Raw genomic sequence first — 23,783 nt, 5'->3', positions numbered from 1 at the left:
ATGGCTAACTTCACTCCACGATGACGGCGGTCTCCACCACCGCGTGGAACAGCACGTCGGCGCCGGCGCCGGCCCATTCCTTGGTGATCTCCTCGGCTTCGTTGTGGCTCAACCCATCGACACAAGGACACATAACCATTGCGGTCGGCGCGACGCGGTTGATCCAGCAGGCGTCGTGGCCGGCGCCCGAGACGATGTTGCGGTGCGTATAGCCAAGCCGGTCGGCGGCATCGCGGATGGCCTTGACGCAGCCGGCATCAAAGGTGACGGGATCGAAATGGCCGACTTGCTCAACCTTGTACTGGATGTCGAGCGCCTCACAGATCGTGTCGATGCCTTCGCGGACGCGCGCATCCATGGCGTCGAGCACTTCCTTCTCGGGCGAGCGGATGTCTATGGTGAAGACGGTGCGGCCAGCGATGATGTTGCGCGAATTGGGATAGGCTTCCATATGGCCAACCGCCCCGACGGCGTCGGGCTGGTAGTCCATGGCGATCTCGTGCACCAGCTCGATCACGCGGGCCATGCCGAGCCCGGCATTGCGGCGCTTGGGCATCGGCGTCGAGCCGGTATGGGCTTCCTTGCCGGTCAGCGTCACCTGCAGCCATTTCAGGCCCTGGCCATGGGTGACGACGCCGATGTCGATGTCCTCGTCCTCGAGGATCGGCCCCTGCTCGATATGCAGTTCGAAGAAGGCGTGGATCTTGCGATCGCCGACCTTCTCGGTGCCCTTCCAGCCGATGCGCTCCAGCTCCTCGCCGAATTTCTTGCCGTTCTTGTCCGTGTGCCCATAGACGTCGGCCTGGTCGAGCACACCGGCGAACACGCCCGACGCCATCATCGCCGGTGCGAAGCGCGCGCCTTCCTCGTTGGTCCAGTTGGTGACGACGATCGGATGTTTGGTCTTGATGCCGAGATCGTTGAGCGAGCGCACGATCTCCAGGCCGCCAAGCACGCCGAGCACGCCATCATATTTGCCGCCGGTCGGCTGCGTATCGAGATGGCTGCCGACGTAAACCGGCGGCAGGCTGGGGTCGGTGCCTTCGCGGCGGGCAAACATCGTGCCCATCTCGTCGACACCCATTTCGAGCCCGGCGGCATCGCACCAGCGCTTGAACAGATGCCGGCCCTCGCCGTCCTCGTCGGTCACGGTCTGGCGATTGTTGCCGCCGGCAATGCCGGGGCCGATCTTCGCCATCTCCATTATCGAATCCCACAAACGGTCTGAATTGATTCGCAGATTCTCGCCGGGTGCGGCCATTCAAAGTCCTTCCATTTCAAGATCTGGGCGGGTGGCGGTTCCCATCGCCACCCGCCCAGGTAAAAGCAAGTTTAGTCGATCGACCTCAGCACTTCACGCACATGGTCGATCAGTTCGTTGATCTGGCCCTTGGTGATGATCAGCGGCGGCGACAGCGCGATGATGTCGCCGGTGGTGCGGATCAGCGCGCCGCGCTCGAACGCCTTGACGAAGGCCGAGAAGGCACGCTTGGTCGGGCTGCCGGCGATCGGCGCCAGCTCGATCGCGCCGATCAGGCCGATGTTCCTGATGTCGATGACATGCGGCTCGCCCTTCAGCGAGTGCAGCGCGTCTTCCCAATAGGGCGCCAGTTCTTCACCACGGGTGAGCAGGCCCTCTTCCTTGTAGGTGTCGAGCGTACCCAGGGCCGCGGCGCAGGCAATCGGATTGCCCGAATAGGTGTAGCCGTGGAAGAACTCGATCATGTGCTCGGGGCCGGTCATGAAGGCGTCGTGGATTTCCTTCTTCACGAACACCGCGCCCATCGGGATGACGCCGTTGGAGACGCCCTTGGCGGTGGTCATGATGTCGGGCGTGACGCCGAAATAGTCGGCCGCGAACGGCGCGCCGAGACGGCCGAAACCGGTGATGACCTCGTCGAAGATCAAAAGGATGCCGTGCTTGGTGCAGATTTCGCGCAGCTTCTGCAGATAGCCCTTGGGCGGCAGGATGACGCCGGTGGAGCCGGCGACCGGCTCGACGATGACGGCGGCGATGGTCGAGGCGTCATGCAGGGCAACGATGCGCTCCAGTTCGTTGGCGAGCTCCGCGCCATATTCCGGCACGCCCTTCGAGAAGGCGTTCTTTTCCGGCAGATGCGTGTGCGGCATGTGGTCGACGCCGCCGAGCAGCGTGCCGAACATCTTGCGGTTGGAGACGATCCCGCCGACCGAGATGCCGCCGAAATTGACGCCGTGATAGCCGCGCTCGCGGCCGATGAGACGGGTACGCGCGCCCTCGCCCTTCATGCGGTGATAGGCAATCGCCATCTTCAGCGCCGTTTCGACCGATTCCGAACCGGAATTGGTGAAGAAGACATGGTCCATGCCCTTGGGCGCGATGTCGACCAGGCGGTTGGCCAGCTCGAACACGATCGGATGACCCATCTGGAAGGCTGGCGCGTAATCGAGTTCGGCGGCCTGGTGCTGGATCGCCTCGGTGATCTTCGGCCGGCAGTGGCCAGCATTGACGCACCACAGACCGGCGGTGCCGTCGAGCACCTTGCGGCCATCGCTGGTCGTGTAATGCATGTCCTTGGCGGACACGAACATGCGTGGCGCCTGCTTGAACTGCCGGTTTGCCGTGAACGGCATCCAGAATGCACTGAGATCGTTCGGCGTGACTTTCAGCCGGTTGGACATGACCAAGACTTCCCCTTGTAACCTGTTTCGGTGCGTCCAACGCTTGGTCCTTGCGCCATTTTCATGCTACGCAAATTTTTGACCGATTGGACAAACGTTAGCACCGCCCTGTCGGCGGTCAAGGGATTACTAGCGGAAATGCGGCTCCTGAAGTGCGTTCCACAGCCTAGGGAAAAACTGGTCCAGAGAATTGGTCCAGATGACCTTGAATGCGAGATTTGGCAACATGAGGGTTCGCAACGGTGAACACCGGCACGGAAGCCCCTCGCCGCACGCGCATCCAGCAGGAAAAGCGCGAACTCATCCTGGAGGCCGCGCTCGAAGTGTTCTCCACCCATGGCTTCCGCGGGTCGACCATCGACCAGATCGCCGAGGCGGCGGGCATGTCGAAGCCCAACCTGCTCTATTACTTCCGTCGCAAGGAGGACATTCACGAGACGCTGATGCAGCGCCTGCTGGATACCTGGCTGGCGCCGCTGCGCGAGCTCGACGACATCGGCGATCCGATGACCGAACTCAGGAGCTACATAAGGCGCAAGCTCGAAATGGCGCGCGATTTCCCGCGCGAGAGCCGGCTGTTCGCCAACGAAATCCTGCAAGGCGCGCCGCGCATCATGCCGCTGCTGGCGGGCGAATTGAAAACGCTGGTCGATGAGAAAGCCGCCGTCATCAAGGGTTGGATGCGCGCCGGCAAGATCGCGAAGACCGATCCCTGGCACCTGATCTTCTCGATCTGGGCAACGACGCAGCACTACGCCGATTTCGACGTCCAGGTGCGCGCTGTGCTCGGGCCGAACCGTGGCGGCGACGGCCGCTTCGAGGACGCGGCAAGGTTCCTGGAGCAGTTGTTTCTTGAGGGGCTGAAGCCGAAGGGCTGACTCCGCCACGACGGCTCAGGCGCTACGCCGCTCGGCGGGGAGCGCGTCCAGCAAGGACTGCAGCTTGACGATCGAGTTCTGCTCGGCGAGCGGCGTGTAGACGATCAGCCTCATGTCAGAACCATCGTCGATCGACAGGCTCATGTGCTCGAATGTCATCGCACCCGCAATGGGGTGCCGCACATGCTTCACACCCGTCAGTCTTCGCGCCACGTCCCGCAGAGGCCACCAGTCACGGAACTCGGGGCTCGAGCGCATCATCAGCGCGATCAGCCGGTCGAAATCGGGATCACCGACATATTTGGCGCTTTCCGCGCGAAACGACGCGAGCACCACGCGGGCGAGTTCTTCCCAGTCGACCAGCAGACGGCGGTGGTGCGGGCTGGTGAACACCATGTGGACGATATTGCGAGCGTCACCCTCCAGCAGGCCGTAGTCGCCGAACACCGCGACGGCCGCCCTGTTCCAGGCGAGTACGTCCCAGCGCCGACCAACGACGTAGGCGGGTTGCAGGACGAGGCTTTGCAACATGTGCAGCAAGGGACCATCGGCCTTCTCCGGCGCGGCGACGCGGCGCTCCGGCTGCTGACGCCCGGCAAGGATGAACAGGTGCCGCTTCTCGACGGCATCGAGGCGCAGCGCACCGCTAAGCGCCGTCAGCACCTCCACCGAAGGCCGCACGTCCCTGCCCTGTTCCAGCCAAGTGTACCAGGTGGTGCCGACACCGGCGATCATCGCCACCTCTTCGCGGCGCAAGCCTGGCGTGCGGCGCCTGAGACCAGTCGAGATGCCGGTCGCCGAGGGTGTCAGCCTTTCGCGGCGCGAGCGCAGGAAAGCCCCAAGCTCGCGCCGGCGGCTGTCTTCAGCGGAATGAGACGGAGCATCCATGACGCGTACTATAGCAGTATTGATACCAGGATAAAGTTTGAACTGTTTGAGATCGGCCAGACGTCCCATCTTGCCTTCAGAGCAGCAGACAGGAGGCTCTGGACATGGACCTGAAAGACAAGACAATCCTCATCACCGGCTCGACCGACGGCGTCGGCCGCGTCGTCGCGCAAAGGCTGGGTGCCGACGGCGCCCGGGTGCTGGTGCATGGCCGCGTTGCGGCGCGCGGCAAGGCAGCGGTCGCCGAGATCGAATCGGCCGGCGGCAAGGCCGAGTTCCTCGCCGCCGACCTTGCTTCGCTGGCCGAAATTCGCCACCTCGCCGAGGCGGTACGTGCCCGAACGAACCGCCTCGATATCCTCATCAACAATGCCGGCATCGGCACGGCAGGCGCCAAGCGGCAGGTCAGCGCCGATGGCTACGAATTGCGTTTCGCCGTCAACTATCTTGCCGGCTTCCTGTTGACCTCGGAGCTTCTGCCGCTGCTGAAGGCCAGCGCTCCGGCGCGCATCGTCAACGTCGCCTCGGCCGGCCAGCAGGCGATCGATTTCGGCGACGTGATGCTCACCCACGGCTATAGCGGCGTACGCGCCTATTGCCAGAGCAAGCTGGCGCAAATCCTGTTCACCGTCGATCTGGCGGAACAGCTGAAAGGCACCGGCGTCACCGTCAACGCGCTGCATCCGGCGAGCTACATGAACACCACCATGGTCCGGCAGGCCGGCGTGACGCCATGGAGTTCGGTCGAGACCGGCGCCGAAGCCATCGTCAACCTTGCCGCCTCACCCGCGCTCGCAGGCCGCAGCGGCCTCTATTTCGACGGACTGCGCGAAACCCGCGCCGATGCCCAGGCTTACGACGCCAGGGCACGGCAACAATTGCGAAAGCTGAGCCTCGACCTTATCGGCCCGGCCTCATCAAAATCGAAGGACCTGAATTCATGAGCGACAGAACGGAACACACAGTCATTATCGGCGGCTCGTCCGGCATCGGCCTGGCGACCGCGCGAAAACTGCTCGGCCCGGGCATGAAGGTGACCATCACAGGGCGCAACCAGGACAAGCTTATCAGCGCCTGGAAGAGCCTCGGCGGCGCCGCCGACAAGGCTGCGTTCGATGCGTCGAAACCGCATGAGGTCCACCAGTTCTTCGAGCGCCTCGGCCCGTTCGACCACCTCGTCCTGGCGGCCAGCGGCGGCAAGGGCCTTGGCCCGTTCGAGACGCTTGACCTTGCCGATATCGGCAGCGGCGTCGAAGAGAAGGTGCGGCCGCAACTGTCCTGCCTGCAGGCGGCATTGCCGACGCTTAACAGATCTGGATCGGTGACCTTCATATCTGCGGTGTCGGCTCAGGCCACAATGCCCGGCATCGCGGGTATCGGCGCGATAAACGGCATGCTCTTGACCGTGGCGCCGATCCTGGCGGTCGAGCTGAAGCCCCTGCGCGTCAACGTCGTGGCGCCCGGCGTCATCGACACGCCGTGGTGGGATTTTCTGCCCGACGACCAGCGGCAGGCGGTCTTTGCTGAATATGCCGGCAAGACGCCGGTCGGCCGCATCGGCCGCGCCGAGGATGTCGCCTCGGCGATAGCCTTCCTCGTCTCCAACGGCTTCATGACCGGCCAGGTGCTGACCTGCGATGGTGGGTTGCGGTTCGCGGCCTGACTCCTGCCCCTAAAGCGACTGAGCGATCAACGCCAGGAAACCGCCGCCCAGCGCGACATTGCCGACGAAGCCGTTGATGCGCGCCGCGCGGTCCGGGCCTTGGTGGTCCCAGAAATTGTGGAACATCGGCGTGGCGGCAATCAGGAACAGCACCAGCACCGCGCAGGCGGTTGCCGTCCACAGGCCGGCCATCACCAGGAGACCGGCGATGATCTGGAGCACAATGCCGGCCCACAGCGCCAATCGCGCTTGCGGCACGCCGCGCGCCGCCATCAGCCCGGACAGGAAGACCGCGTTCTGGATGTTGCGCAGGCCGGCGAAGACGAAGGCGCCGCCAAGCAGCAGGCGGCCCAGAAACAACAAGGTCGATGGCAAATCGGCAGGCATAAAACACTCCCTTTGAAAACAATGGGGAGCGCCGTCTCCTCGACGGCGCTCCAATAGCGATAAGATCAGGCGGCCTTGGCGGCCGGCATCGGATGAATGGCCTGGAACGGGACGCAGAGCCGATTCCAGGTGTTGATCATGCCGAGCGCCACCGACAGCTTGACCAACTCCTCTTCCGAGAAATGCTCAAGCGTGCGGGCATAGAGCTCATCCGACACACCATTGTTGGCGATCAGGGTCACCGCCTCGGTCCAGGCGAAAGCGGCGCGCTCGCGTTCGGAAAACAGCGGCGATTCCTTCCAGGCCGCGACGAGATAGAGCCGCTGCTCGGTTTCGCCGTCGCGCCGCGCCTCGCGGCTGTGCATTTCGACGCAGAAGGAACAGCCGTTGATCTGCGAGGCCCTGAGCTTGATCAGATGCAACAGGCTGACCTCCAGCCCGCATTCGTCGACCGCCTTGTTCAGCGCCGACACCGCTTTCATGATCTCCGGCGCCTTGGCGAAGAATTGCATCCTCTGTTTCATCTAATGTCCTTTCACATTTGCTTTTGAGGGGTTGAACTGGATTTCTGCGGCCGCTGGTGGCGCGCCACGAAAGCGCAGCTGGCGGCAAAGGATCGCGGATCGCCTTCTGCCGCGTAATCCGCCACGATGTCGGACAGCTTCACTTCAGCAAGCGCTGCCCGATAGGCGCGCTCGGCCTTGAGCATCGCGGCATTGATGCCGCAGGGTTTGACATAGGCCGAGGCATCGATCTTGACCGGACCGTTGCGGCGGATCTCACCGCAGCGGAATGCCGGTTCGCGCCCTTCTATGGCCAGCACGATATCGAGCAGAGTGATGCGTTCGGCCGCCCGCGCCAGCCGATAGCCACCCGCCGGCCCCGGCACCGATTCCAGGATGCTCGCGGCGGTCAGCATGTTGAGATGCTTTAGCAGATAGCTCGCCGACAGGCCGAAACACTCAGCGAGAGCAGCGCCCGGCATGGTGCTGTTGCCCTCGACGCTCGCCAGCGTGGCGGTGCAGTGGATGGCCGCCTCAACGCCCTCGCCCAGCTTCATGATGCCGATCTCCCTTTCGTGGACATCTTTTATCGTGGATATTTCTTATCTGCAATAGGAAAGTGAAAAACGGCGCCCGAAGGCGCCGCTTTTTTGTTGAATGCCGCCCCCTACTCCGCGGCCACCTTGGCCATCGGGTTGTTCGGATGCGTCGTCCAGTTGGCGTAGATCGGCGACACCGGCTTGCCGGTGCGCTGGTCCATGACGCCGGCGGCCAGCGGCTCCATGGTGATGCAGTTCTCGACCGGGCAGACATTGACGCACAGATTGCAGCCGACGCATTCGGCCTCGATCACCTCGAAATGCCTCACGCCATCGACCATGCTGGTGATCGCCTGGTGCGAAGTGTCCTCGCAGGCGATGTGGCAGCGGCCGCATTTGATGCAGGCGTCCTGGTCGATATGCGCCTTGGCGACATAGTTGAGGTTGAGATACTGCCAGTCGGTGACGTTGGGCGTGGCGCGGCCGATAATGTCGTCGAGCGAGCGGTGGCCCTTCTCGTCCATCCAGTTTTCGAGACCCGCGATCATCTCCTGCACGATCTTGAAGCCGTAGGTCATCGCCGCCGTGCACACCTGCACATTGCCTGCGCCGAGCGCCAGGAATTCGGCCGCGTCGCGCCAGGTGGTGATGCCGCCAATGCCCGAGATCGGCAGGCCGTGTGTCTCCGGATCACGCGCGATTTCGGCCACCATGTTCATGGCGATCGGCTTCACCGCTGGGCCGCAATAGCCGCCATGCGAGCCTTTGCCGTCGATGGTCGGCATCGGCGCGAAGCTGTCGAGGTCGACACCGGTGATCGAATTGATGGTGTTGATCAGCGACACCGCGTCGGTGCCGCCGGCATGCGCCGCACGCGCGGGCTTGCGGATATCGGTGATGTTGGGCGTCAGCTTGGTGATGACGGGCATGCGCGTATACTGCTTGCACCAGCGCACCACCATTTCGATATATTCCGGCACCTGGCCGACGGCGGCACCCATGCCGCGTTCCGACATGCCGTGCGGGCAGCCGAAATTGAGCTCGATGCCGTCGGCGCCGGTCTCCTCGACCAGCGGCAGGATGGCTTTCCAGCTTGCCTCTTCGCAAGGCACCATGATCGAAGCGATCAGCGCCCGATCGGGCCAGTCCATCTTGACCTGCTTCATCTCGCGCAGATTGGTCTGAAGGTCACGATCAGTGATCAGCTCGATGTTGTTGAGGCCGAGCAGGCGCCGGTCGGCGCCCCATATCGCGCCATATCGCGGGCCGTTGACGTTGACGACCGGCGGGCCTTCCTCGCCCAGCGTCTTCCACACCACGCCGCCCCAGCCTGCCTTGAAGGCGCGGATGACATTGTAGGCCTTGTCGGTCGGCGGCGCCGAGGCCAGCCAGAACGGATTTGGCGATTTGATGCCGACGAAATTGTTGCGGAGGTCTGCCATGACAGGTCCCTTTCAGCCGAGACGAAGAAGCAGTTCAACGGGTGCGAGAATACCGCCTTCAAGCGCGGCGGTGACATTGGCGATCTTGGTATGGGCGTCTTCGCCCATGACGAGGCCGACGCCGGGCGGCGGCTTCTTGCCTTCCGCTTGCGCGGCGGCCATCCGGGCACGCGTCGCGGCGAAGAATTCGACGGCGAAAGCACCGCGCCGCCGCTCGGCGACGACGGAGAAGCCGGAAGCCGTGGCAGCCGAGCGATAGTCGTCGGGCGTGGCAACGAAGGACATGCTCTCGTCCGAAGCCCATGGCAGCGGATAGGTCAGCGCGCCGTCCTTGAGCCGCATCACGTCGTAGACGGCGAAGACGCCGCCCGGCTTTAGCACACGCGCGGCCTCGCCCATCAGCTTTTTCTTGTCGGGAAGGTTCATGCCGACATGCAGGATCATGGCCGCGTCGAAGTCGGCATCGGCGAACGGCATGTCCAGCGCGCTGCCTTGCACGAAGTGCGTCCTGTCGGCCATTTCAGTGCGCTTCGACAGGCTGGTCGCGATATCGACATAACTTTGCGTGAGATCGATGCCGGTGACATCGGCCCCGGCTTCGTTGGCGGCAAAACGGGCGGGACCGCCCACGCCGGAACCAATATCGAGCAGCATGGCTCCTGGTTTCAGCCCCATCTGCCCGATGAGTTCCCTTGTGGCGGCGATACCGCCAATGTGGAATTCGTCGACCGCTTCGAGATCGCCGGCACGCAGATGGGCAACGTCCACGCCCGTATCGGCGAGCGCGGCAAGGATGCGCTGCTCGAGACCCGCTATGTCGTAGTGACGGGCGATGCCCGGTTCCACCGTGGCCATGATGCTTATCCCTGCGTCAGACTCCTGTGTATGCTTTCCGCCGCATCGCGCCCTTGCGCCACGGCCGAAACGGTCAGGTCGTCACCGCCAAAGATGCAGTCGCCGCCGGCCCAGACTTTCGCCAGCGAGGTGCGCCCTTCCCCATCGACCTTTATACGCCCGGCTTCGAGCTCGATCGAGGCCTCGCTGCCGTTGAGCGCGGCCGGGACAAAGCTCTGGCCGATCGCCTTGAACACCTGGTCGGCGACGAGCGTCAGCGTCTCGCCGGTACCGGCAAGCTTGTCGCCCTTCAATGCCGTGTATTCGAGTTCGATGCCCGACACTTGGCCGGCGTCAGCGATCACCCGCTTCGGCTGCAGCCAATGGCGTATGGTGACGCCGTTGGCGGCGGCCAGGTCCTGCTCGAACCCGGAGGCGTTCATATGCTCCTGGCCGCGACGGTAGCAGATCGTCACCTCCTCGGCGCCGAGCAGCTTCGACTGCACGGCGGCGTCGATCGCCGTCATGCCGCCGCCGATGACGACGACGCGGCGGCCGACAGGCAGGCTGGCGAGATCGCCGGCCTGGCGCAGCTCGGCGATAAACTCTACCGCATTGGTGACGCCGGCGGCATCCTCGCCATCGGCGCGCAGCGCGTTGACGCCGCCAAGCCCCATGCCGAGGAACACCGCGTCATAATTGCGGATCAGGTCGGAGAGCTGGTAGTCGCGGCCGAGCGCCTTGCCGTTCTGGATGTCAATGCCGCCGATCGCCGTGACATAATCGACCTCGGCCTGGGCGAAATTGTCGACGCTCTTATAGGCGGCGATGCCGTATTCGTTGAGGCCGCCGGCCTTCGGCCGCGCCTCCAATATGGTCACGTCATGGCCATGGCGGGCGAGCCGGTGCGCGGCGGCAAGGCCGGCCGGGCCGGCGCCGACCACGGCAACCGTCTTTCCGGTCGGCTCCGGGCGAGGATAGAACTGCTTGTTCTCGGCCATGGCGACATCGGTGGCGTAGCGTTGCAGGCGGCCGATCTGCACCGGCTTGCCTTCGGCCACCTCGCGCACGCAGACCTCTTCGCAAAGCGTCTCGGTCGGGCAGACGCGGGCGCACATGCCGCCCAAAATGTTCTGGTCGAAGATCGTCTTGGCCGAACCGATCGGATTGCCGGTCGAGATCTGGCGGATGAACAGCGGGATGTCGATCGAGGTCGGACACGCGTTCATGCACGGCGCGTCGTAGCAGAAATAGCAGCGGTCGGATTCGACCAACGCCTCGTGATGATCGAGCGGCGGATGCAGGTCGGAAAAATTGTCCGCATACTGCTCGGCTGGAAGCCGGCCGCCGACGATACCTTCCTTGAACTGGCCTTCTGGCATTGTCAGTTCCCCATGTTTTCGTTTTGGGGAAGGCTAGCACGTTTTATTTTTTTATCAATTGGTCAATTTTTGGCACAAGCTGCTGAAAAGGCTCGATAAAAACATGATTTTTTTACTCATGTTATGCAGTGGACGGCTGCTCTTGCCTGGGTGCGCTACCCTCGTCGACCGGCCGGCCATGGAGTGCCCGGACCTCGTCCGCCACCAGTTCCTGCAGTCGCCACAGATTTCGGTCATGGATGCCGAACGCTTCGAGATGGCTGACCGTGTTGTAGAGATATTCGGCGCCGGAACCGATATGGCCGCAGGCCCTGGCCAATATGCTCGCCACTCTGTCCAGCGGCTGGCTGAGCGACGTTCCCCTGCCCTTCACGCCGACCCAGAAACCCAGCGCCCGCAGCGCGCCTTGCGCCGTATGCACCGGCAGCCACCTGACCGAGCTGACGCTCTCATGGTCGCTGATCTCGCGGCGCAGCAGCCTTTCGATCTGCGCCGGCTTTTCACCCTCCGGTAATCGGTAGATCACGCCGTTGCAGCGACCGCCGCGTTCGAGCGCCATCATCAGCCCCGGCTGCGCAGCACTGCCGCGCCAGCGGACCATGTCGAGGCAGAAGGAGCGATGCCAGCCGAAGGCCGTGGCGAGCCGTTGCTCGACCGATTCGAATTCCGGCTTCCAGATCAGCGAGCCGTAGGCAAACACCCACAGCGGCCCCTCATCCGCTTCGCCGGACAGCCGCGATGCAAGGGTCTGGAAATCCCCGTCCTTCAGCTCCGTCCAACTCAAGTCTGGGCCAGGATCGGCCTCTTCCCTGTGGCACAGTGCGACAAGCTCCGGCGTGAGCGACATCTGGCGCATGAACACCCCCTTTGCCGTAGAGAAATCGAAAATCGCGGGGCACGCAACCGGGAACGCATGTCATGGGCAGGCATTATTGTCCGGGCGGTTGTCGGAATCCCGTATCCTGGATCGTCCTGCGGTGGATCGGACAACGATCGATGCTGAACCGTGAGGAGACCGACCATGCCGAAATCCCAAATGCCCTTCTTCTGGTACGAGCTGATGACTTCCGACCTCGACGCCGCCGAGGCCTTTTACACCAAGGTTGTCGGCTGGACGGCGCAGCCCTTCGACAAAGCGCCCGGCATGCCGCGCTACATCGTCATGAATGTCGGCGAGCGTGGCGTCGCCGGGCTGATGACGATGCCCGAGGATGTCAGGAAGATGGGAGCGCCGCCGGCCTGGCTGGGCTACATCCATACCAACGACGTGGACGCCTCGACCAAATCCTTGAAAGCCGCCGGCGGCGGCGTTCACTGCGAACCCAGCGACATTCCGGGCGTCGGCCGCTTCGCCGTGGTCGCCGACCCGCAAGGCGCGACCTTCATGTTCCTGCAGCCCAACGGCCCCGACCAGCCCGTCGTGCCGGCCAGCACACCCGGCCATATCGGCTGGCACGAGCTCTACACCAGCGACTGGAAGGCCGCGTTCGACTTCTATTCCGGCCAGTTCGGCTGGACCAATGCCGGTGATTTCGACATGGGCCCGATGGGCATCTACCAGACGTTTACGGCCGGCCCCGAGTCCGGCGGCGGCATCATGAACAAGCCTGCGCAAATCCCCGTCCCGGTCTGGCAGTTCTATTTCAACGTCACCGGCATCGACGCGTCCGCAAGACGCGTCACCGACAATGGCGGCAAGATCTTGATGGGCCCGATGGAGGTGCCCGGCGGCAGCTGGATCGTGCAGTGCCAGGATCTGCAGGGCGCGCATTTCGCGCTGATGGCGCCGGTGCGCTGACGGCAGCTTCGACGGCACGAAGCGGCGGCCTTTCATCTCACCACCGATGAAAGGCCGTATTGCTCTATTTGCCGCTCTATTCCGGCGTCAGCACCGCAACCTTCAGCTCGGCCTTTTTCGCCCCGCTGAACTGAACGATGGCCGGTCCGGCCGCGAGCTTGAAGCGCACGCTCTTGCGGATGCCGGGGCAGGTTTTCACACCGCTGTAGCCGGCCGACTTGATGGCTTTGCCGTCCTGGATGACGTCGATCCAGGCTTCGCCCGACAGGCTGATCTGAATGGCTCCGCTGGCCGGCACCTCCACGCTGGCGACGGCACCGAACGTGCCCCCCGCCGGCGCGCGCTCGGGCGGCAGCGTAAAACCGGCTTTGTCCGCCGGAACCAATGCCAGATCCGCGGCGGCACCCACCGCCAGCTCCGCTCCAGCCGGCGTTGCGGGCGCCGCGGCAAACAGCGCCTGTTCCCGCGTCACCGGCCATTTGAAGGCCTCGCAACCGGCGTCCTCGGCCATGGCCAAGCTGGTGCCTGCAAGGAGTGCGAATAGGCTGACGACGAGTTTTTTCATGGCAAGAGAACCCACAGGTTTAGAGTGCCCACATCAATACAACCATAGCGATACAAATGCAACCCTGACGAGAACGATATCAAAGGGCATACCGGAGAACATTTCCAATCACCGATTGTTGATGGCGCGCCATGGGAAGTGAATGGTCCATCGTCGGACCATGATCTATGGCCGGGCCGGGAGGGCGAAAAGGAGTTCAGATGAAGCTTTTTGAAGGCCTCTCCAGATACCTGCCGCAGGCACTCGGCGTGCTGCGCATCATGACCGCGCTGCAGTTCATCGAACATGGCAGCCAGAAACTGTTCAACTTCCCCGTCAGCGCCCAGCCTCACGCCCTCACCGGGTTGACGACAGCCGCCGGCATCCTCGAATTCGCCGGCGGCATCCTGCTGGCGCTCGGCCTGTTCACACGCCCGGTGGCGTTCCTTCTGGCCGGCGAAATGGCGATCGCCTATTTCATGGCGCACATGCCGCGTGACTTCTTCCCGGTCAACAACAGCGGCGACGCGGCAATCTCCTTCTGCTTCATCTTCCTCTATCTGGTCTTCGCCGGCGCCGGCGCCTTTGCGCTGGACAATCGCAGCGAGGCCTGATGTCCCCGCTGGGGATGAACCTTCACCCCCGCATGCGCTCAAAATTCGCGTCGAACAGCGGGGCTGCCTGAATACGCGCCGCATGGCGCTTGCCCAGCAACTCGATCTCGAAGCCGTCGCACTCGTCGGCGATCTCCTTCGGCACATAGCCGACGGCGACCGACTTCTTTGAATGATGGGCGTAGCCGCCCGACGTCACCCAGCCGCGCACCGCGCCGCCGAACCAGATCGGTTCGTCGCCGATGACATCGGCATCGTCGGCGTCGACAATGAAGCTGCGCAGCCGCAATTTGCCGCCTTGCTTGCGCTCGGCCAGCGCTGCCGCCTTGCCGATGAAATCAGCCTCCTTGCCATAGGCGACGAAGCGGTCGAGCCCGGCTTCGAGCGGCCCGTAGATCGGACGGTATTCGCGTCCCCATGAGCCATAGTTCTTCTCCAGCCGCAGCGCATTTAGCGCGCGCGAGCCGAACAGGCCGATACCGAATTCCGCGCCCGCTGCCGTCAGCGCATGATAAGCCGCGCGCTGATATTCCGGCGCCACCCAGATCTCGTAGCCGAGATCGCCGGTGTAACTGACGCGGCCGACCAGGCACGGCGCCATGCCGATATCCATCCTGGCCACCGCCATGAACGGAAACGCCGCATTGGAGACATCGGCGCGGCTGACCTTGGCCAGCACTTCCCGCGCCTTGGGGCCGGCAATGGCAAGGCCGGTGAGTTTCGCGCCCAGCGCCTCGATATGAACCGAACCGTCGCCAGGCAGATGCGCCTCGAACCAGCGCATATGGTACTGCTCGGCAATGCCGGAGCCGGCGAGGAACCAGCCATCGCTGCCCAGATTGGCCAGCGTGAAATCGCCGATCAGCCTGCCGTCATCCTTCAGCATCGGCGCCAGCGTCATGCGGCCGGGTTTCGGCAATTTGCAGGCGAGCAGGCGGTCGAGCCAGGCCGACGCCCCCTCGCCCGTAACCTTATATTTGGCAAAGCTCGAAATCTCCGAGAGGCCGACGCCGTCGCGCACCGTCGCGACTTCCCTGGCGACATGGGAAAAATCGCTGGAACGGCGCCAGGAGAACTCGTCCTTGACGCCTTCCGGCGCGTACCAGAGCGGGACTTCCAGCCCATAGGCGACGCCAAACTGTGCGCCCGTGGCCGACAGCAGATCGTAGACCGGCGTCGTCTTGAGCGGCCGTCCGGCGGGCAGCTCCTCATTGGGGAACCGGATCGAAAAGCGCCGGGAATAGTTTTCGCGCACCTTGGCGTTGGTGTAGGCCATCGTCGCCCAGTCGCCATAGCGCGCCACATCCATGGCCCAGATATCGGCGCCAGGGTCGCCTTCGATCATCCAGTTGGACAGCGCCAGCCCGACGCCGCCGCCTTGGCTGAAGCCGGCCATGACACCGCAGGCGACCCAGAAGCCCGGTAGGCCGCGCACCGGCCCGACCAGCGGGTTGCCGTCGGGCGCGAAGGTGAAGGGCCCGTTGATGATCTGCTTGATGCCGGTGTTCTGGAAGGCCGGGAAATGCCGGAACCCGACCTCCAGCGACGGCGCGATGCGGTCGATGTCGGGCGCCAGCAATTCATGGCCGAAATTCCAAGGCGTCTGGTATTCCGACCACGGCTTGTTGGCTTTCTCGTAGGTGCCCATCAGCATGCCGCCGCGCTCCTGGCGCAGATAGAGCTCGCCATCGAAATCGACCGCATGGATGATCTCGGTGCCGGTCTTGGCGTTCCAGGCGGCGACTTCCGGCATGTCCTCGGTGATCAGATACATGTGCTCCATGGCCAGCACCGGCAATTCGAGCCCGACCATGCGGCCGACCTCGCGCGCCCACAGGCCGCCGGCATTGACGACATGCTGGGCCACCACCTCGCCCTTGTTGGTGATGACGCGCCATAGGTCGTCGGGCCGCCGCACAATGTCCTCGACCTTGGTGAAGCGTTCTACTTCCGCCCCAAGCTTCCGCGCGGCCTTGGCATAGGCATGGGTGACGCCGGAGGGATCGAGATGCCCATCCTCCTTGTTGCGGACGGCGCCAACGAACTGCTTGGGGTCGAGCAGCGGCATCAGCTCGGCGGCCTCTTTCGCCGAGATCACTTCCAGGTCGATGCCGAGATAGCGGCCCTTGGCGACGACACCGCGCAGCCAGTCCAGCCGTGCCTCGGTCGCGGCGAGCAGCACACCGCCGGTCAGGTGCACGCCGGTCGCCTGGCCTGACAGTTCCTCGATCTCCTTGTAGAGGCTGATCGTGTATTTCTGCAGCTTGGCGACGTTGGGGTCGCCATTGATCGTGTGCATGCCGCCCGCCGCGTGCCAGGTCGAGCCTGATGTCAGCTCGTCGCGCTCCAGAAGCACCACGTCGGTCCAGCCATGGCGAGCGAGATGAAACAGCACGGAACACCCGACGACGCCGCCGCCAATGACCACGACCTTTGCATGCGATTTCATGGATTTTTCTCTGATATCAGTGAGTTGTATGGGTGAGATGAATCGATATGGGAGGTATCACGGCTCACCCTGCCCGATCGCTTCCTTGCGCCTGGCCATGTAAGCCTCCAGCGCCTCGCGCACAGCGATATCCATCACCGGCTCGACATAATCCTCCAATGCCTTCTTCCACAGCCGGGTCGCGCGCGCCGTTGCATCGAGGCTGCCGGCCTCCTCCCAGGCTTCGAAATTCTGCCAGTTGGACAGCATCGGCTGGTAGAAAGCGGTGGCGTAGCGCTCCAGCGTGTGCGGCTCGCCGAAAAAATGGCCGCCGGTCGGCACCGCGCCCAGCGCCTCAACGGCAAGCTCGGCCTCGTCGACCACGATCGGCCTCAGGAACTCCATCATGTGCTGGATCATCTCGACATCGATGATGAATTTTTCGAACGATGCCGTCAGCCCGCCCTCCTGCCAGCCGGCGGCGTGATAGACGAGATTGCCATGGCCGAGCACGGCGCCCCACAGCGCCATCAGCGTCTCATAGGCGCCTTGCGCGTCGGCCGCATTGGAGGCCGAACCGGGCGTCGTCCGGTAGGGCAGCCCGTAGCGCCGCGCCAATTGCCCGGACGCAATGTTGGCCTTGGTGTTTTCAGGCGTGCCGAAGGCCGGCGCCCCGGACTTCATGTCGACATTGGAGGTGAAGGCGCCATACATCACCGGCGCCCCCGGCCGCACCAGCTGCGTCAGCACCACGCCGAACAGCGCTTCGGCATTCTGCTGCGCCAAGGCACCCGCCAGCGTCACCGGGCTCATCGCCCCCATCAGCGTGAACGGCGTCACCGCCACCGACTGGCCGAACTCGGCCATGGTCATCAGGCCCTCGGCCATCATCTCGTCGAAGCGGCGCGGCGAGTTGACCGAGATGATGGTGGCGATGCCGGGATCGTCGCGCAGCTGATCCAATGTCAGCCCGCGCGCGATCGCCATCATCTCGATGCCGTCCAGCGCCCTGCCCCGGCCGATCGCCGAGACATGAAAACTCTTGTCGGTCAGCGTCAGGTTGGTGAAGTAGGTGTCGAGATGGCGCGCATTGGCCGGCAGTTCGACCGGCGCGCAGACCTGGTTGCCGAGCATGTGGATGCAGTTGAAATGCTGCGCCAGCCGGGTCAGGTCCGCATAATCCTTGAGATTGCCGGCGCGGCGGCCGCGCTCCATGTCGTGCACATTGGGTGGGCCGGCGACCAGCGTGAAATTGATGGTGTTGCCGCCAAGATGGATGGTGTTGGCCGGATTGCGCGGCGTCAGTGTATAATTGGAGCGCGTCGTCTTCAGCGCCTCGTCGACCATGCCGCGATCGAGGCGGACATTGGCCGAGGCGTGGTCGACCCTGGCACCCGCCTGCTCGAACAGCGACAGCGCCCGCGGGCTCATCACCTCGATGCCGAAATTCTCCAATATATGCATCGACGCTTGATGGATCGCCTCGATCTGGTCTGGAGACAGCAACGCCATCGGCGGATAGGGATTGGTCACCCGCCTCTGCGGCAGCTGCGGGATGGGCGCCGGCCCCCGGTTGCTGGTGCGCTCGGCGCCACGCTTGCGTCTTGGTTCGTTCATGCCAGGCATCAAAGCCTTGGCAAACCAGGCAAGCTGTCAGAAATACGCCGTTTACAGGCGCGATTTTAGCCAAGGCGGCATTTATGCAGCGCCATTTTATCAAAAGCGACAGAAGGCGTCGGAATATATACAGGGCCTTTTCCCGAGCGCTCGTGACTGCGAGGCGTTAACGGCGGCGGCAAGATTCCCTTTATGATTTCGGCCTATTGCTCATCCAATGCGTAGATCGAGTTTTAGTAAAATTGTAGCAGTTGGCGTGTTGCTGGCACTTTCGGCCTGCGCGACAGCGCCCAGCCACATCAACAATGTCTGCGCCGTCTTCGACCAGAATGACGGCTGGTTCGACAATTGGCAGTCGGCAGCCGAACGCACTGAGCAGAAATATGGCGTGCCGGTCCCCGTGCTGATGGCGACGGTGCGCAAGGAATCCGGCTTCAAGAGCAATGCCCGGCCGCCGCGCACCAAGCTCCTCGGCTTCATTCCCTGGAAGCATGTCTCGTCGGCCACCGGCTTCTCGCAGGCGCTGGACGGCACCTGGTCGCAATATCAGCGCGAAACCGGCAACTGGGCGGCGCGGCGCACCAAATTCGCCGACGCCGTCGATTTCGTCGGCTGGTACCATTCCAAGACGGCAGACACTTACGGCGTCGCGCGCAACGACACCTACAATCTCTACCTCGCCTACTATCTCGGCTGGACCGCCTATGGCCGCGGCAATCGTGGCGACGCCGGCGTGCAGGGTTACGCCCGGGCGACCGACAAGATGGCGCGGGATTATGAATCGCAGCTACGCCAGTGCGGAAGCTGACACTCAGCCCTGGCTAGTGCCGCCTTGTCGTATCTTTCGGCTTGGAGACACCGGTTTCGGAAGTCTCGTCGCGCACTTCGTGGCGACGGGCTCGCATGCCAGCCTCGCTTTGCTCCACGGCGTCCCCGATCTGGTCGGCTTCCGCGCTGCCCGTTTTGCCACGCGGCCGGTTGGGCGCCGTTCCGGTCGGACCCGGCCCGGTGCCGTGCGCATCGTCCGGAACACCTTCATGCGCCGCGTGTTCCTTGTCGAACTTGATCACCGGCTCCATCGTCGCCAGCACATCGTCGGACAGCCAGCACAGGCTCATATGGCCGTCGCCGAGATGCTTGACCGGCGGCACCTTGGTTTCGCACAGATTGTCCGGCACCAGCTTCTTGTAGCCGCAGCGTGTCTGGAACGGACAGCCGGACGGCGGGTTCATCGCCGAGGGAATGTCGCCTTCCAGCACGATGTGCTTCTTCACCACGCTTGTGTCGGCGATCGGGATCGCCGAAAGCAGCGCCTCGGTATAGGGGTGATAGGGCGGCGCGAAGATCTGGTCGGTCGTGCCTTGCTCGACGATGTAGCCAAGATACATGACGACGACGCGGTCGGCGATGTAGCGCACGACCGACAGATCGTGGCTGATGAACAGCATCGTCGTCTTGTTCTTGCGCTGGATGTCCATCAACAGTTCGGTCACCGCCGCCTGCACCGACACGTCGAGTGCCGAGACCGGCTCGTCGGCCACCACCACCTTGGCATCGCCGGCAAAGGCGCGCGCCACGCCGATGCGCTGCTTCTGGCCACCGGACAGCTGGCGCGGCTTGCGCGTCTCAAAGGCGCGCGGCAGCTTCACCAGGTCGAGCAGTTCCAGCATGCGCTTGCGCCGGTCGGCGACCGTCTTGCCGACATTGAATTTCTCCAGCGTGCGGATGATCTGCGAGCCGACCGAATGGCTGGGGTTCAGCGTGTCGAACGGGTTCTGGAACACCATCTGGATCGACGACACGGTTTCGACGCTGCGGCTCTCGATGCCCGTCGACTGGATTTCCTTGTTGCCCAGCGTCACCGTGCCGGCACTCGCCGTCTCCAGCCCGAGCAGCACCTTGGCCAATGTCGACTTTCCGCAGCCGGATTCGCCGACGATGGCGACGGTCTCGGATTCGCGCGCCATGAACGAGATCGTCTCGTTGGCCTTGACGACGCGGCCTTCGCTCGAGCCGAACACCTCGCTGCCGCCGACCTTGTAGTATTTCCGCAGATCCTCGATCTTGAGCACCGGCGCGCCGGGCACGACACGCTCATTGACCTTCTTGGCGCCGGGCGGCAGCGCCTCCCAGTCGATCTCGTTGAAGCGCACGCAGCGTGAGAAATGGCCTTCGTGGCCGGCGACCTCGACCATCGGAATTTCGGCGGCGTTGCAGACGCCCTCGACGAAATGGTGGCAGCGCGGACCGAAATTGCAGCCCTTCGGCCGCTCATGCGGCAGCGGCAACTGGCCGGGGATGGAGATCAGCGGCCGCGAATTCTTGTCGGCGCCCGGCAGCGGGATCGAACGGAACAGCCCTTGCGTATAGGGGTGGCGCATCCGGTCGAACACGTCCTTGATCTTGCCGGTCTCCACCGCCTCGCCCGAATACATCACGGTGATGCGGTCGCAGGTCTCGAGGATGAGGCCGAGATTGTGCGACACGAAGATCATCGACGTGCCGAACTTCTCGCCCAGCCCTTTGACCAGTTCGACGATACCCGCCTCCACCGTCACGTCGAGCGCCGTCGTCGGCTCGTCGAGCAGAAGCAGCGCCGGCTTCGACAGCAGCGCCATGGCAATGACGATGCGCTGCTGCTGGCCGCCGGAGAGCTGATGCGGATAGGAGCGCATCATGCGCTCGGGATCGGGCAGCTTGACCGCGCGCACCATTTCGAGGGAGCGCTTGTAGGCCTCTTCCTTCGACACCTTGTCGTGGATCAGCGGCACTTCCATCAACTGCTGGCCGACCTTCATCGCCGGATTGAGGCTGGCCATCGGCTCCTGGTAGATCATGGCGATCTTGTTGCCGCGAATGGCGCGCAGCTCCTCCTCGGAGAGCTCGCCCATGTCCTTGCCCTGGAACTTGATCCTGCCGCCGACGATCTTTCCGATGTTGGAGAGGTCGCGCATGATGCCGAGCGACACGGTCGACTTGCCGCAGCCGGATTCACCGACGATGCCCATCGCCTCGCCGGGCATGACCGTGCAGGAAAAATCCATGACCGCAGGTATTTCGCCCTTGCGGGTGAAGAAGGAGATCGACAGGTTTTCGATCTCTATGATCGGCTCTGCGGGATTTCGAACTGCCTCGTTCATGGGTCGCTCCAATCCAAATTCTACCAGATGCGGGCCGGAGCCCGTCAATCAGTCCTTCATCGATTGTTCACGCAGCGAGTCGGCCAACAGGTTGAGCCCCAGCACGAACGACATCAGCGCGATCGTCGGCGGCAGCGCCGGATGGATGAAGGAGCGCAGCAGCCGGCTGGCATCCTTGATCGCGGTGCCCCAGTCAGGGCTTTCCGGTGCCAGGCCGAGGCCGAAATAGCCCAGCGTGCCGAGCAGGATGGTGGTGTAGCCGATGCGCAGGCAGGCATCGACGATCAGCGGTCCGCGTGCATTGGGCAGGATTTCCCAAAGCATGATGTACCAGGGCGATTCACCGCGCGTCTGCGCCGCCGCCACATAGTCGCGCGTCTTGATGTCCATCACCAGGCCGCGCACGATGCGGAACACGCCCGGACTAGAGGCAAACACCACCGCCACGAAAATATTGAGCTGATTGGGATCGATGTGGACGATGTGCAGCGGGTCCTTGTCGAACACGAGGCCGAGATAGATCCAGCCGCCTATGATCAGCGTCAGGCCGAGCAGGATGTACAGCCGGTCTGGGCGGTTCTTGTAACGCGTCCAGAACAGCACGCTGAAGAAGATGATCGGAAACAGGAAGAACACGCCGGCCATGGCATAGGGGATCGGCGTGTCCATGATGCCCGGCGTCACCAAGAGGTAGAACAGCAGGATCACCGGGAAGGCCAGCACGAGGTTGGCCAGAAACGACAGCACCGTATCGATCTTGCCGCCGTAATAGCCGGCGGGCAGGCCAAGGGTGATGCCGACCATCAGCGCGAAGCCGGTCGCCGCCGGCGCGATGATCAGCACGATCTGGCTGCCATAGACCATGCGCGAAAACACGTCGCGCGCCAGCTTGTCGCCGCCGAACAGATAGACAAGCCCCGATTGCGGCTCGATGGCGCCGGGCAGCATGTCCTTCATCACCGGGACCTGTGCCAGCGGATCGAAAGGCGAGATGGTCGATGCGAAGATCGCCGTAAACAGCCAGAACAGGCAGATGCCGACCCCGACGATGCCGACGCCGCTGTCGAACAGCTGTCCGTAGAGCGCCAGCCTTTTCTTGTAGGCGAAGCTCGCACCCATGACGATGATGAGCGCAACCCAGACCGGCCAGAAGCGCGAGAGCACTTCGAGAACGACGCTGAAGGCACTGATATATTGGACCTGCATCCGCTTCGCCCCCTACTGAACTCTGATACGCGGATTGAGAAACGCGTAGCCGACATCGGAAATGAGTTGCGTGATCAAGACGATGAACACCGAGACCAGCGAGCAGCCAAGCAAAAGGTCGATGTCGTTGTTGCCAGCGGCCTCGACCAGCGTGTAGCCGAAGCCCTGGTAGCGGAACATCACCTCGACGATGACGACGCCGGTGAGCAGCCAGGGAAATTGCAGCATGATGACGGTGAACGGTGCGATCAGCGCGTTGCGCAGCGCGTGTTTCACCACCACCCCGCCGAAGGAGAGCCCCTTCAACCGGGCGGTGCGGATATATTGCTGCGTCATCACCTCGACCATCGAGGCGCGGGTCATGCGGGCGATGTAGCCGATGCCGTAGATCGCCAGCGTCATCACCGGCAGGGTGAAATTGTAGAAGGTGATGCCCTGGCTTGCGGACGCTGCCGAACCGTTCAACCAGCCGAGCCATGAGGCGAAGATGACGGTGAAGATGACGCCCGACACATATTCGGGCGTCGCCGTCGAGGCGATCGAGGCCACCGAAAGCACCCGGTCGGTTCGCGATCCCTCGCGCATGCCGGCCAGGATGCCGATCAAGAGCGATACCGGCACCATCACCGCCAACACACAGAACATCAGGATCCCGGTGGCGCCAAGTGCCGGGAACAGCTTAGAGGCAACCGTTGTCTTGAACTTGGTCGAGCAACCGAAATCCCCTTCGAGAACGCCGGAGAAGGTTGGTACGACCGGGTCGTTGCAGAAAGTGAAACGCTGCGTCGGCTTGCCGGTCGCCGGGTCGGTCACCGGCTGCTTGGGCAGCAGGCCCAGCCACTGTCCGTAGCGGACGAAGAAATTCTGCCGGTAGCCATGGTTGACCAGCCAGTCCTCCAGCTGTTCGGCCGAAGTGTGCATTTCCGTCTGGCTGATCGCCAGCTTCTTCAGGTTGGGTTCGAGGTTGATCAGGAAGAAGACGATCATCGTCAGGCACAGCATCGTCAATGCCATGGTGCCAAGACGCCTGATAATGAAGGAAAGCATGACGGCCCCCTGCCGATGGGGTTGGGTTTTGAGCCGGCTTCAAAGCCTCGCCTGCCGTCACCGGCGGACTGGCCGTCAAACAGGCCCTCGAATGCGATCAACCCTGTTTTTATTGCACGGCCTTCCCGGGTGAGTCCGTATTTTTTGCGGACGAACCTGCAATGGCGACGCAAAGAGGGAGGGAAAGGGGCAATGCCCCTTTCCCAGGTCCG

22 protein-coding genes are annotated in these 23,783 nt (G+C 63.3%); 6 read left to right on the top strand and 16 right to left on the bottom strand.

Annotated elements, in window-relative coordinates; all coding sequences use genetic code 11:
- Positions 1 to 10: 10 nt before the first annotated feature.
- Positions 11 to 1,261 carry a Zn-dependent hydrolase gene (locus JG747_RS16905; protein WP_019859161.1) on the bottom strand — a complete coding sequence of 417 codons (1,251 nt, stop codon included), beginning with the start codon at positions 1,259 to 1,261 and terminating at the stop codon, positions 11 to 13.
- Positions 1,262 to 1,332: 71 nt separating this feature from the next.
- Entirely contained in the window at positions 1,333 to 2,661 is a 1,329-nt protein-coding gene (locus JG747_RS16900) for an aspartate aminotransferase family protein (protein WP_020628924.1), read from the bottom strand.
- Positions 2,662 to 2,903: 242 nt separating this feature from the next.
- Between JG747_RS16900 and JG747_RS16895 the strand changes: the two genes are divergently transcribed.
- Positions 2,904 to 3,539 carry a TetR family transcriptional regulator C-terminal domain-containing protein gene (locus JG747_RS16895; RefSeq protein ID WP_019859163.1) on the top strand — a complete coding sequence of 212 codons (636 nt, stop codon included), beginning with the start codon at positions 2,904 to 2,906 and terminating at the stop codon, positions 3,537 to 3,539.
- 15 nt (positions 3,540 to 3,554) lie between these two features.
- Here JG747_RS16895 and JG747_RS16890 read toward each other — a convergent pair whose 3' ends face one another.
- Entirely contained in the window at positions 3,555 to 4,427 is an 873-nt protein-coding gene (locus JG747_RS16890; protein WP_019859164.1) for a helix-turn-helix transcriptional regulator, read from the bottom strand.
- A gap of 104 nt (positions 4,428 to 4,531) precedes the next feature.
- On the opposite strand from JG747_RS16890, the gene JG747_RS16885 reads away from it, so the two are divergent.
- Positions 4,532 to 5,371 carry an SDR family oxidoreductase gene (locus tag JG747_RS16885; RefSeq protein WP_202359644.1) on the top strand — a complete coding sequence of 280 codons (840 nt, stop codon included), beginning with the start codon at positions 4,532 to 4,534 and terminating at the stop codon, positions 5,369 to 5,371.
- On the top strand, positions 5,368 to 6,090 hold the full coding sequence (locus JG747_RS16880; RefSeq protein ID WP_069092509.1) for an SDR family oxidoreductase: 723 nt from the start codon (positions 5,368 to 5,370) through the stop codon (positions 6,088 to 6,090). Before JG747_RS16885 ends, JG747_RS16880 begins: the two co-directional genes overlap by 4 nt.
- A gap of 9 nt (positions 6,091 to 6,099) precedes the next feature.
- Here JG747_RS16880 and JG747_RS16875 read toward each other — a convergent pair whose 3' ends face one another.
- The 7 genes from JG747_RS16875 to JG747_RS16845 all read right to left on the bottom strand — a co-directional run bounded on the left by JG747_RS16875 (position 6,100) and on the right by JG747_RS16845 (position 12,033).
- Entirely contained in the window at positions 6,100 to 6,477 is a 378-nt protein-coding gene (locus JG747_RS16875) for a DoxX family protein (protein WP_202359643.1), read from the bottom strand.
- 65 nt (positions 6,478 to 6,542) lie between these two features.
- Positions 6,543 to 7,001, bottom strand: a complete 459-nt coding sequence (locus tag JG747_RS16870; protein ID WP_019859170.1) for a carboxymuconolactone decarboxylase family protein — start codon at positions 6,999 to 7,001, stop codon at positions 6,543 to 6,545.
- Positions 7,002 to 7,012: 11 nt separating this feature from the next.
- A complete protein-coding gene (locus JG747_RS16865) occupies positions 7,013 to 7,537 on the bottom strand; it encodes an RrF2 family transcriptional regulator (RefSeq protein WP_010910321.1) in 525 nt (174 codons plus the stop codon).
- A 110-nt stretch (positions 7,538 to 7,647) separates the two neighbouring features.
- Positions 7,648 to 8,961, bottom strand: coding sequence for an NAD-dependent dihydropyrimidine dehydrogenase subunit PreA (gene preA, locus JG747_RS16860; protein ID WP_019859171.1), 1,314 nt, complete (start codon positions 8,959 to 8,961; stop codon positions 7,648 to 7,650).
- Between the two features lie 12 nt (positions 8,962 to 8,973).
- A complete protein-coding gene (locus JG747_RS16855) occupies positions 8,974 to 9,816 on the bottom strand; it encodes a class I SAM-dependent methyltransferase (RefSeq protein ID WP_202359642.1) in 843 nt (280 codons plus the stop codon).
- 5 nt (positions 9,817 to 9,821) lie between these two features.
- The gene (locus JG747_RS16850) at positions 9,822 to 11,177 is read right to left on the bottom strand and encodes an NAD(P)-dependent oxidoreductase (RefSeq protein ID WP_019859174.1); all 1,356 of its coding nucleotides are present in this window, start codon (positions 11,175 to 11,177) and stop codon (positions 9,822 to 9,824) included.
- Between the two features lie 121 nt (positions 11,178 to 11,298).
- On the bottom strand, positions 11,299 to 12,033 hold the full coding sequence (locus JG747_RS16845; protein WP_027047034.1) for a gamma-glutamylcyclotransferase: 735 nt from the start codon (positions 12,031 to 12,033) through the stop codon (positions 11,299 to 11,301).
- Positions 12,034 to 12,198: 165 nt separating this feature from the next.
- On the opposite strand from JG747_RS16845, the gene JG747_RS16840 reads away from it, so the two are divergent.
- Positions 12,199 to 12,975, top strand: a complete 777-nt coding sequence (locus tag JG747_RS16840) for a VOC family protein (RefSeq protein ID WP_202359641.1) — start codon at positions 12,199 to 12,201, stop codon at positions 12,973 to 12,975.
- 76 nt (positions 12,976 to 13,051) lie between these two features.
- Here JG747_RS16840 and JG747_RS16835 read toward each other — a convergent pair whose 3' ends face one another.
- Positions 13,052 to 13,540, bottom strand: coding sequence for a hypothetical protein (locus tag JG747_RS16835; protein WP_080643765.1), 489 nt, complete (start codon positions 13,538 to 13,540; stop codon positions 13,052 to 13,054).
- 200 nt (positions 13,541 to 13,740) lie between these two features.
- Here JG747_RS16835 and JG747_RS16830 point away from each other — a divergent pair, with 200 nt between their 5' ends.
- Positions 13,741 to 14,133 carry a DoxX family protein gene (locus JG747_RS16830; protein ID WP_019859178.1) on the top strand — a complete coding sequence of 131 codons (393 nt, stop codon included), beginning with the start codon at positions 13,741 to 13,743 and terminating at the stop codon, positions 14,131 to 14,133.
- Between the two features lie 22 nt (positions 14,134 to 14,155).
- Here the strand turns inward: JG747_RS16830 and JG747_RS16825 are convergent, their stop codons facing one another.
- Complete coding sequence (locus tag JG747_RS16825) at positions 14,156 to 16,582, bottom strand: GcvT family protein (RefSeq protein ID WP_202359640.1); 2,427 nt, start codon at positions 16,580 to 16,582, stop codon at positions 14,156 to 14,158.
- 57 nt (positions 16,583 to 16,639) lie between these two features.
- Entirely contained in the window at positions 16,640 to 18,178 is a 1,539-nt protein-coding gene (locus JG747_RS16820; RefSeq protein WP_069093457.1) for a trimethylamine methyltransferase family protein, read from the bottom strand.
- A 217-nt stretch (positions 18,179 to 18,395) separates the two neighbouring features.
- On the opposite strand from JG747_RS16820, the gene JG747_RS16815 reads away from it, so the two are divergent.
- Positions 18,396 to 18,986, top strand: coding sequence for a transglycosylase SLT domain-containing protein (locus JG747_RS16815; protein WP_019859181.1), 591 nt, complete (start codon positions 18,396 to 18,398; stop codon positions 18,984 to 18,986).
- Positions 18,987 to 18,999: 13 nt separating this feature from the next.
- Here the strand turns inward: JG747_RS16815 and JG747_RS16810 are convergent, their stop codons facing one another.
- Genes JG747_RS16810 through JG747_RS16800 form a run of 3 tightly spaced genes read right to left on the bottom strand, consistent with a single transcriptional unit; the run spans position 19,000 to position 23,571 of the window.
- Positions 19,000 to 21,318: a dipeptide ABC transporter ATP-binding protein gene (locus JG747_RS16810; RefSeq protein ID WP_038647812.1), complete on the bottom strand. Its 2,319-nt coding sequence runs from the start codon at positions 21,316 to 21,318 to the stop codon at positions 19,000 to 19,002.
- Between the two features lie 48 nt (positions 21,319 to 21,366).
- Positions 21,367 to 22,524 (bottom strand): ABC transporter permease, encoded by a 1,158-nt coding sequence (locus JG747_RS16805; protein ID WP_019859184.1) that lies wholly within the window; start codon positions 22,522 to 22,524, stop codon positions 21,367 to 21,369.
- A 12-nt stretch (positions 22,525 to 22,536) separates the two neighbouring features.
- The gene (locus tag JG747_RS16800) at positions 22,537 to 23,571 is read right to left on the bottom strand and encodes an ABC transporter permease (RefSeq protein WP_019859185.1); all 1,035 of its coding nucleotides are present in this window, start codon (positions 23,569 to 23,571) and stop codon (positions 22,537 to 22,539) included.
- Between the last annotated feature and the right edge of the window lie 212 nt (positions 23,572 to 23,783).

Source organism: Mesorhizobium sp. 131-3-5 (assembly GCF_016756575.1).
Lineage (GTDB): Bacteria > Pseudomonadota > Alphaproteobacteria > Rhizobiales > Rhizobiaceae > Mesorhizobium > Mesorhizobium jarvisii.
The sequence above is the reverse complement of the archived record's forward strand: the minus strand, read 5'-3'. Positions and strand labels throughout refer to the sequence as shown.

Coding starts and splice junctions, on each gene's coding strand:
- JG747_RS16825 (WP_202359640.1), bottom strand. CDS start 16,582: ATGAAATCGCATGCAAAGGTCGTGGTCATTGGCGGCGGCGTCGTCGGG.
- JG747_RS16840 (WP_202359641.1), top strand. CDS start 12,199: ATGCCGAAATCCCAAATGCCCTTCTTCTGGTACGAGCTGATGACTTCC.
- JG747_RS16850 (WP_019859174.1), bottom strand. CDS start 11,177: ATGCCAGAAGGCCAGTTCAAGGAAGGTATCGTCGGCGGCCGGCTTCCA.
- JG747_RS16870 (WP_019859170.1), bottom strand. CDS start 7,001: ATGAAACAGAGGATGCAATTCTTCGCCAAGGCGCCGGAGATCATGAAA.
- JG747_RS16810 (WP_038647812.1), bottom strand. CDS start 21,318: ATGAACGAGGCAGTTCGAAATCCCGCAGAGCCGATCATAGAGATCGAA.
- JG747_RS16835 (WP_080643765.1), bottom strand. CDS start 13,540: ATGAAAAAACTCGTCGTCAGCCTATTCGCACTCCTTGCAGGCACCAGC.
- JG747_RS16845 (WP_027047034.1), bottom strand. CDS start 12,033: ATGCGCCAGATGTCGCTCACGCCGGAGCTTGTCGCACTGTGCCACAGG.
- JG747_RS16885 (WP_202359644.1), top strand. CDS start 4,532: ATGGACCTGAAAGACAAGACAATCCTCATCACCGGCTCGACCGACGGC.
- JG747_RS16880 (WP_069092509.1), top strand. CDS start 5,368: ATGAGCGACAGAACGGAACACACAGTCATTATCGGCGGCTCGTCCGGC.
- JG747_RS16800 (WP_019859185.1), bottom strand. CDS start 23,571: ATGCTTTCCTTCATTATCAGGCGTCTTGGCACCATGGCATTGACGATG.
- JG747_RS16905 (WP_019859161.1), bottom strand. CDS start 1,261: ATGGCCGCACCCGGCGAGAATCTGCGAATCAATTCAGACCGTTTGTGG.
- JG747_RS16855 (WP_202359642.1), bottom strand. CDS start 9,816: ATGGCCACGGTGGAACCGGGCATCGCCCGTCACTACGACATAGCGGGT.
- preA (WP_019859171.1), bottom strand. CDS start 8,961: ATGGCAGACCTCCGCAACAATTTCGTCGGCATCAAATCGCCAAATCCG.
- JG747_RS16830 (WP_019859178.1), top strand. CDS start 13,741: ATGAAGCTTTTTGAAGGCCTCTCCAGATACCTGCCGCAGGCACTCGGC.
- JG747_RS16805 (WP_019859184.1), bottom strand. CDS start 22,524: ATGCAGGTCCAATATATCAGTGCCTTCAGCGTCGTTCTCGAAGTGCTC.
- JG747_RS16875 (WP_202359643.1), bottom strand. CDS start 6,477: ATGCCTGCCGATTTGCCATCGACCTTGTTGTTTCTGGGCCGCCTGCTG.
- JG747_RS16890 (WP_019859164.1), bottom strand. CDS start 4,427: ATGGATGCTCCGTCTCATTCCGCTGAAGACAGCCGCCGGCGCGAGCTT.
- JG747_RS16820 (WP_069093457.1), bottom strand. CDS start 18,178: ATGAACGAACCAAGACGCAAGCGTGGCGCCGAGCGCACCAGCAACCGG.
- JG747_RS16900 (WP_020628924.1), bottom strand. CDS start 2,661: ATGTCCAACCGGCTGAAAGTCACGCCGAACGATCTCAGTGCATTCTGG.
- JG747_RS16865 (WP_010910321.1), bottom strand. CDS start 7,537: ATGAAGCTGGGCGAGGGCGTTGAGGCGGCCATCCACTGCACCGCCACG.
- JG747_RS16815 (WP_019859181.1), top strand. CDS start 18,396: ATGCGTAGATCGAGTTTTAGTAAAATTGTAGCAGTTGGCGTGTTGCTG.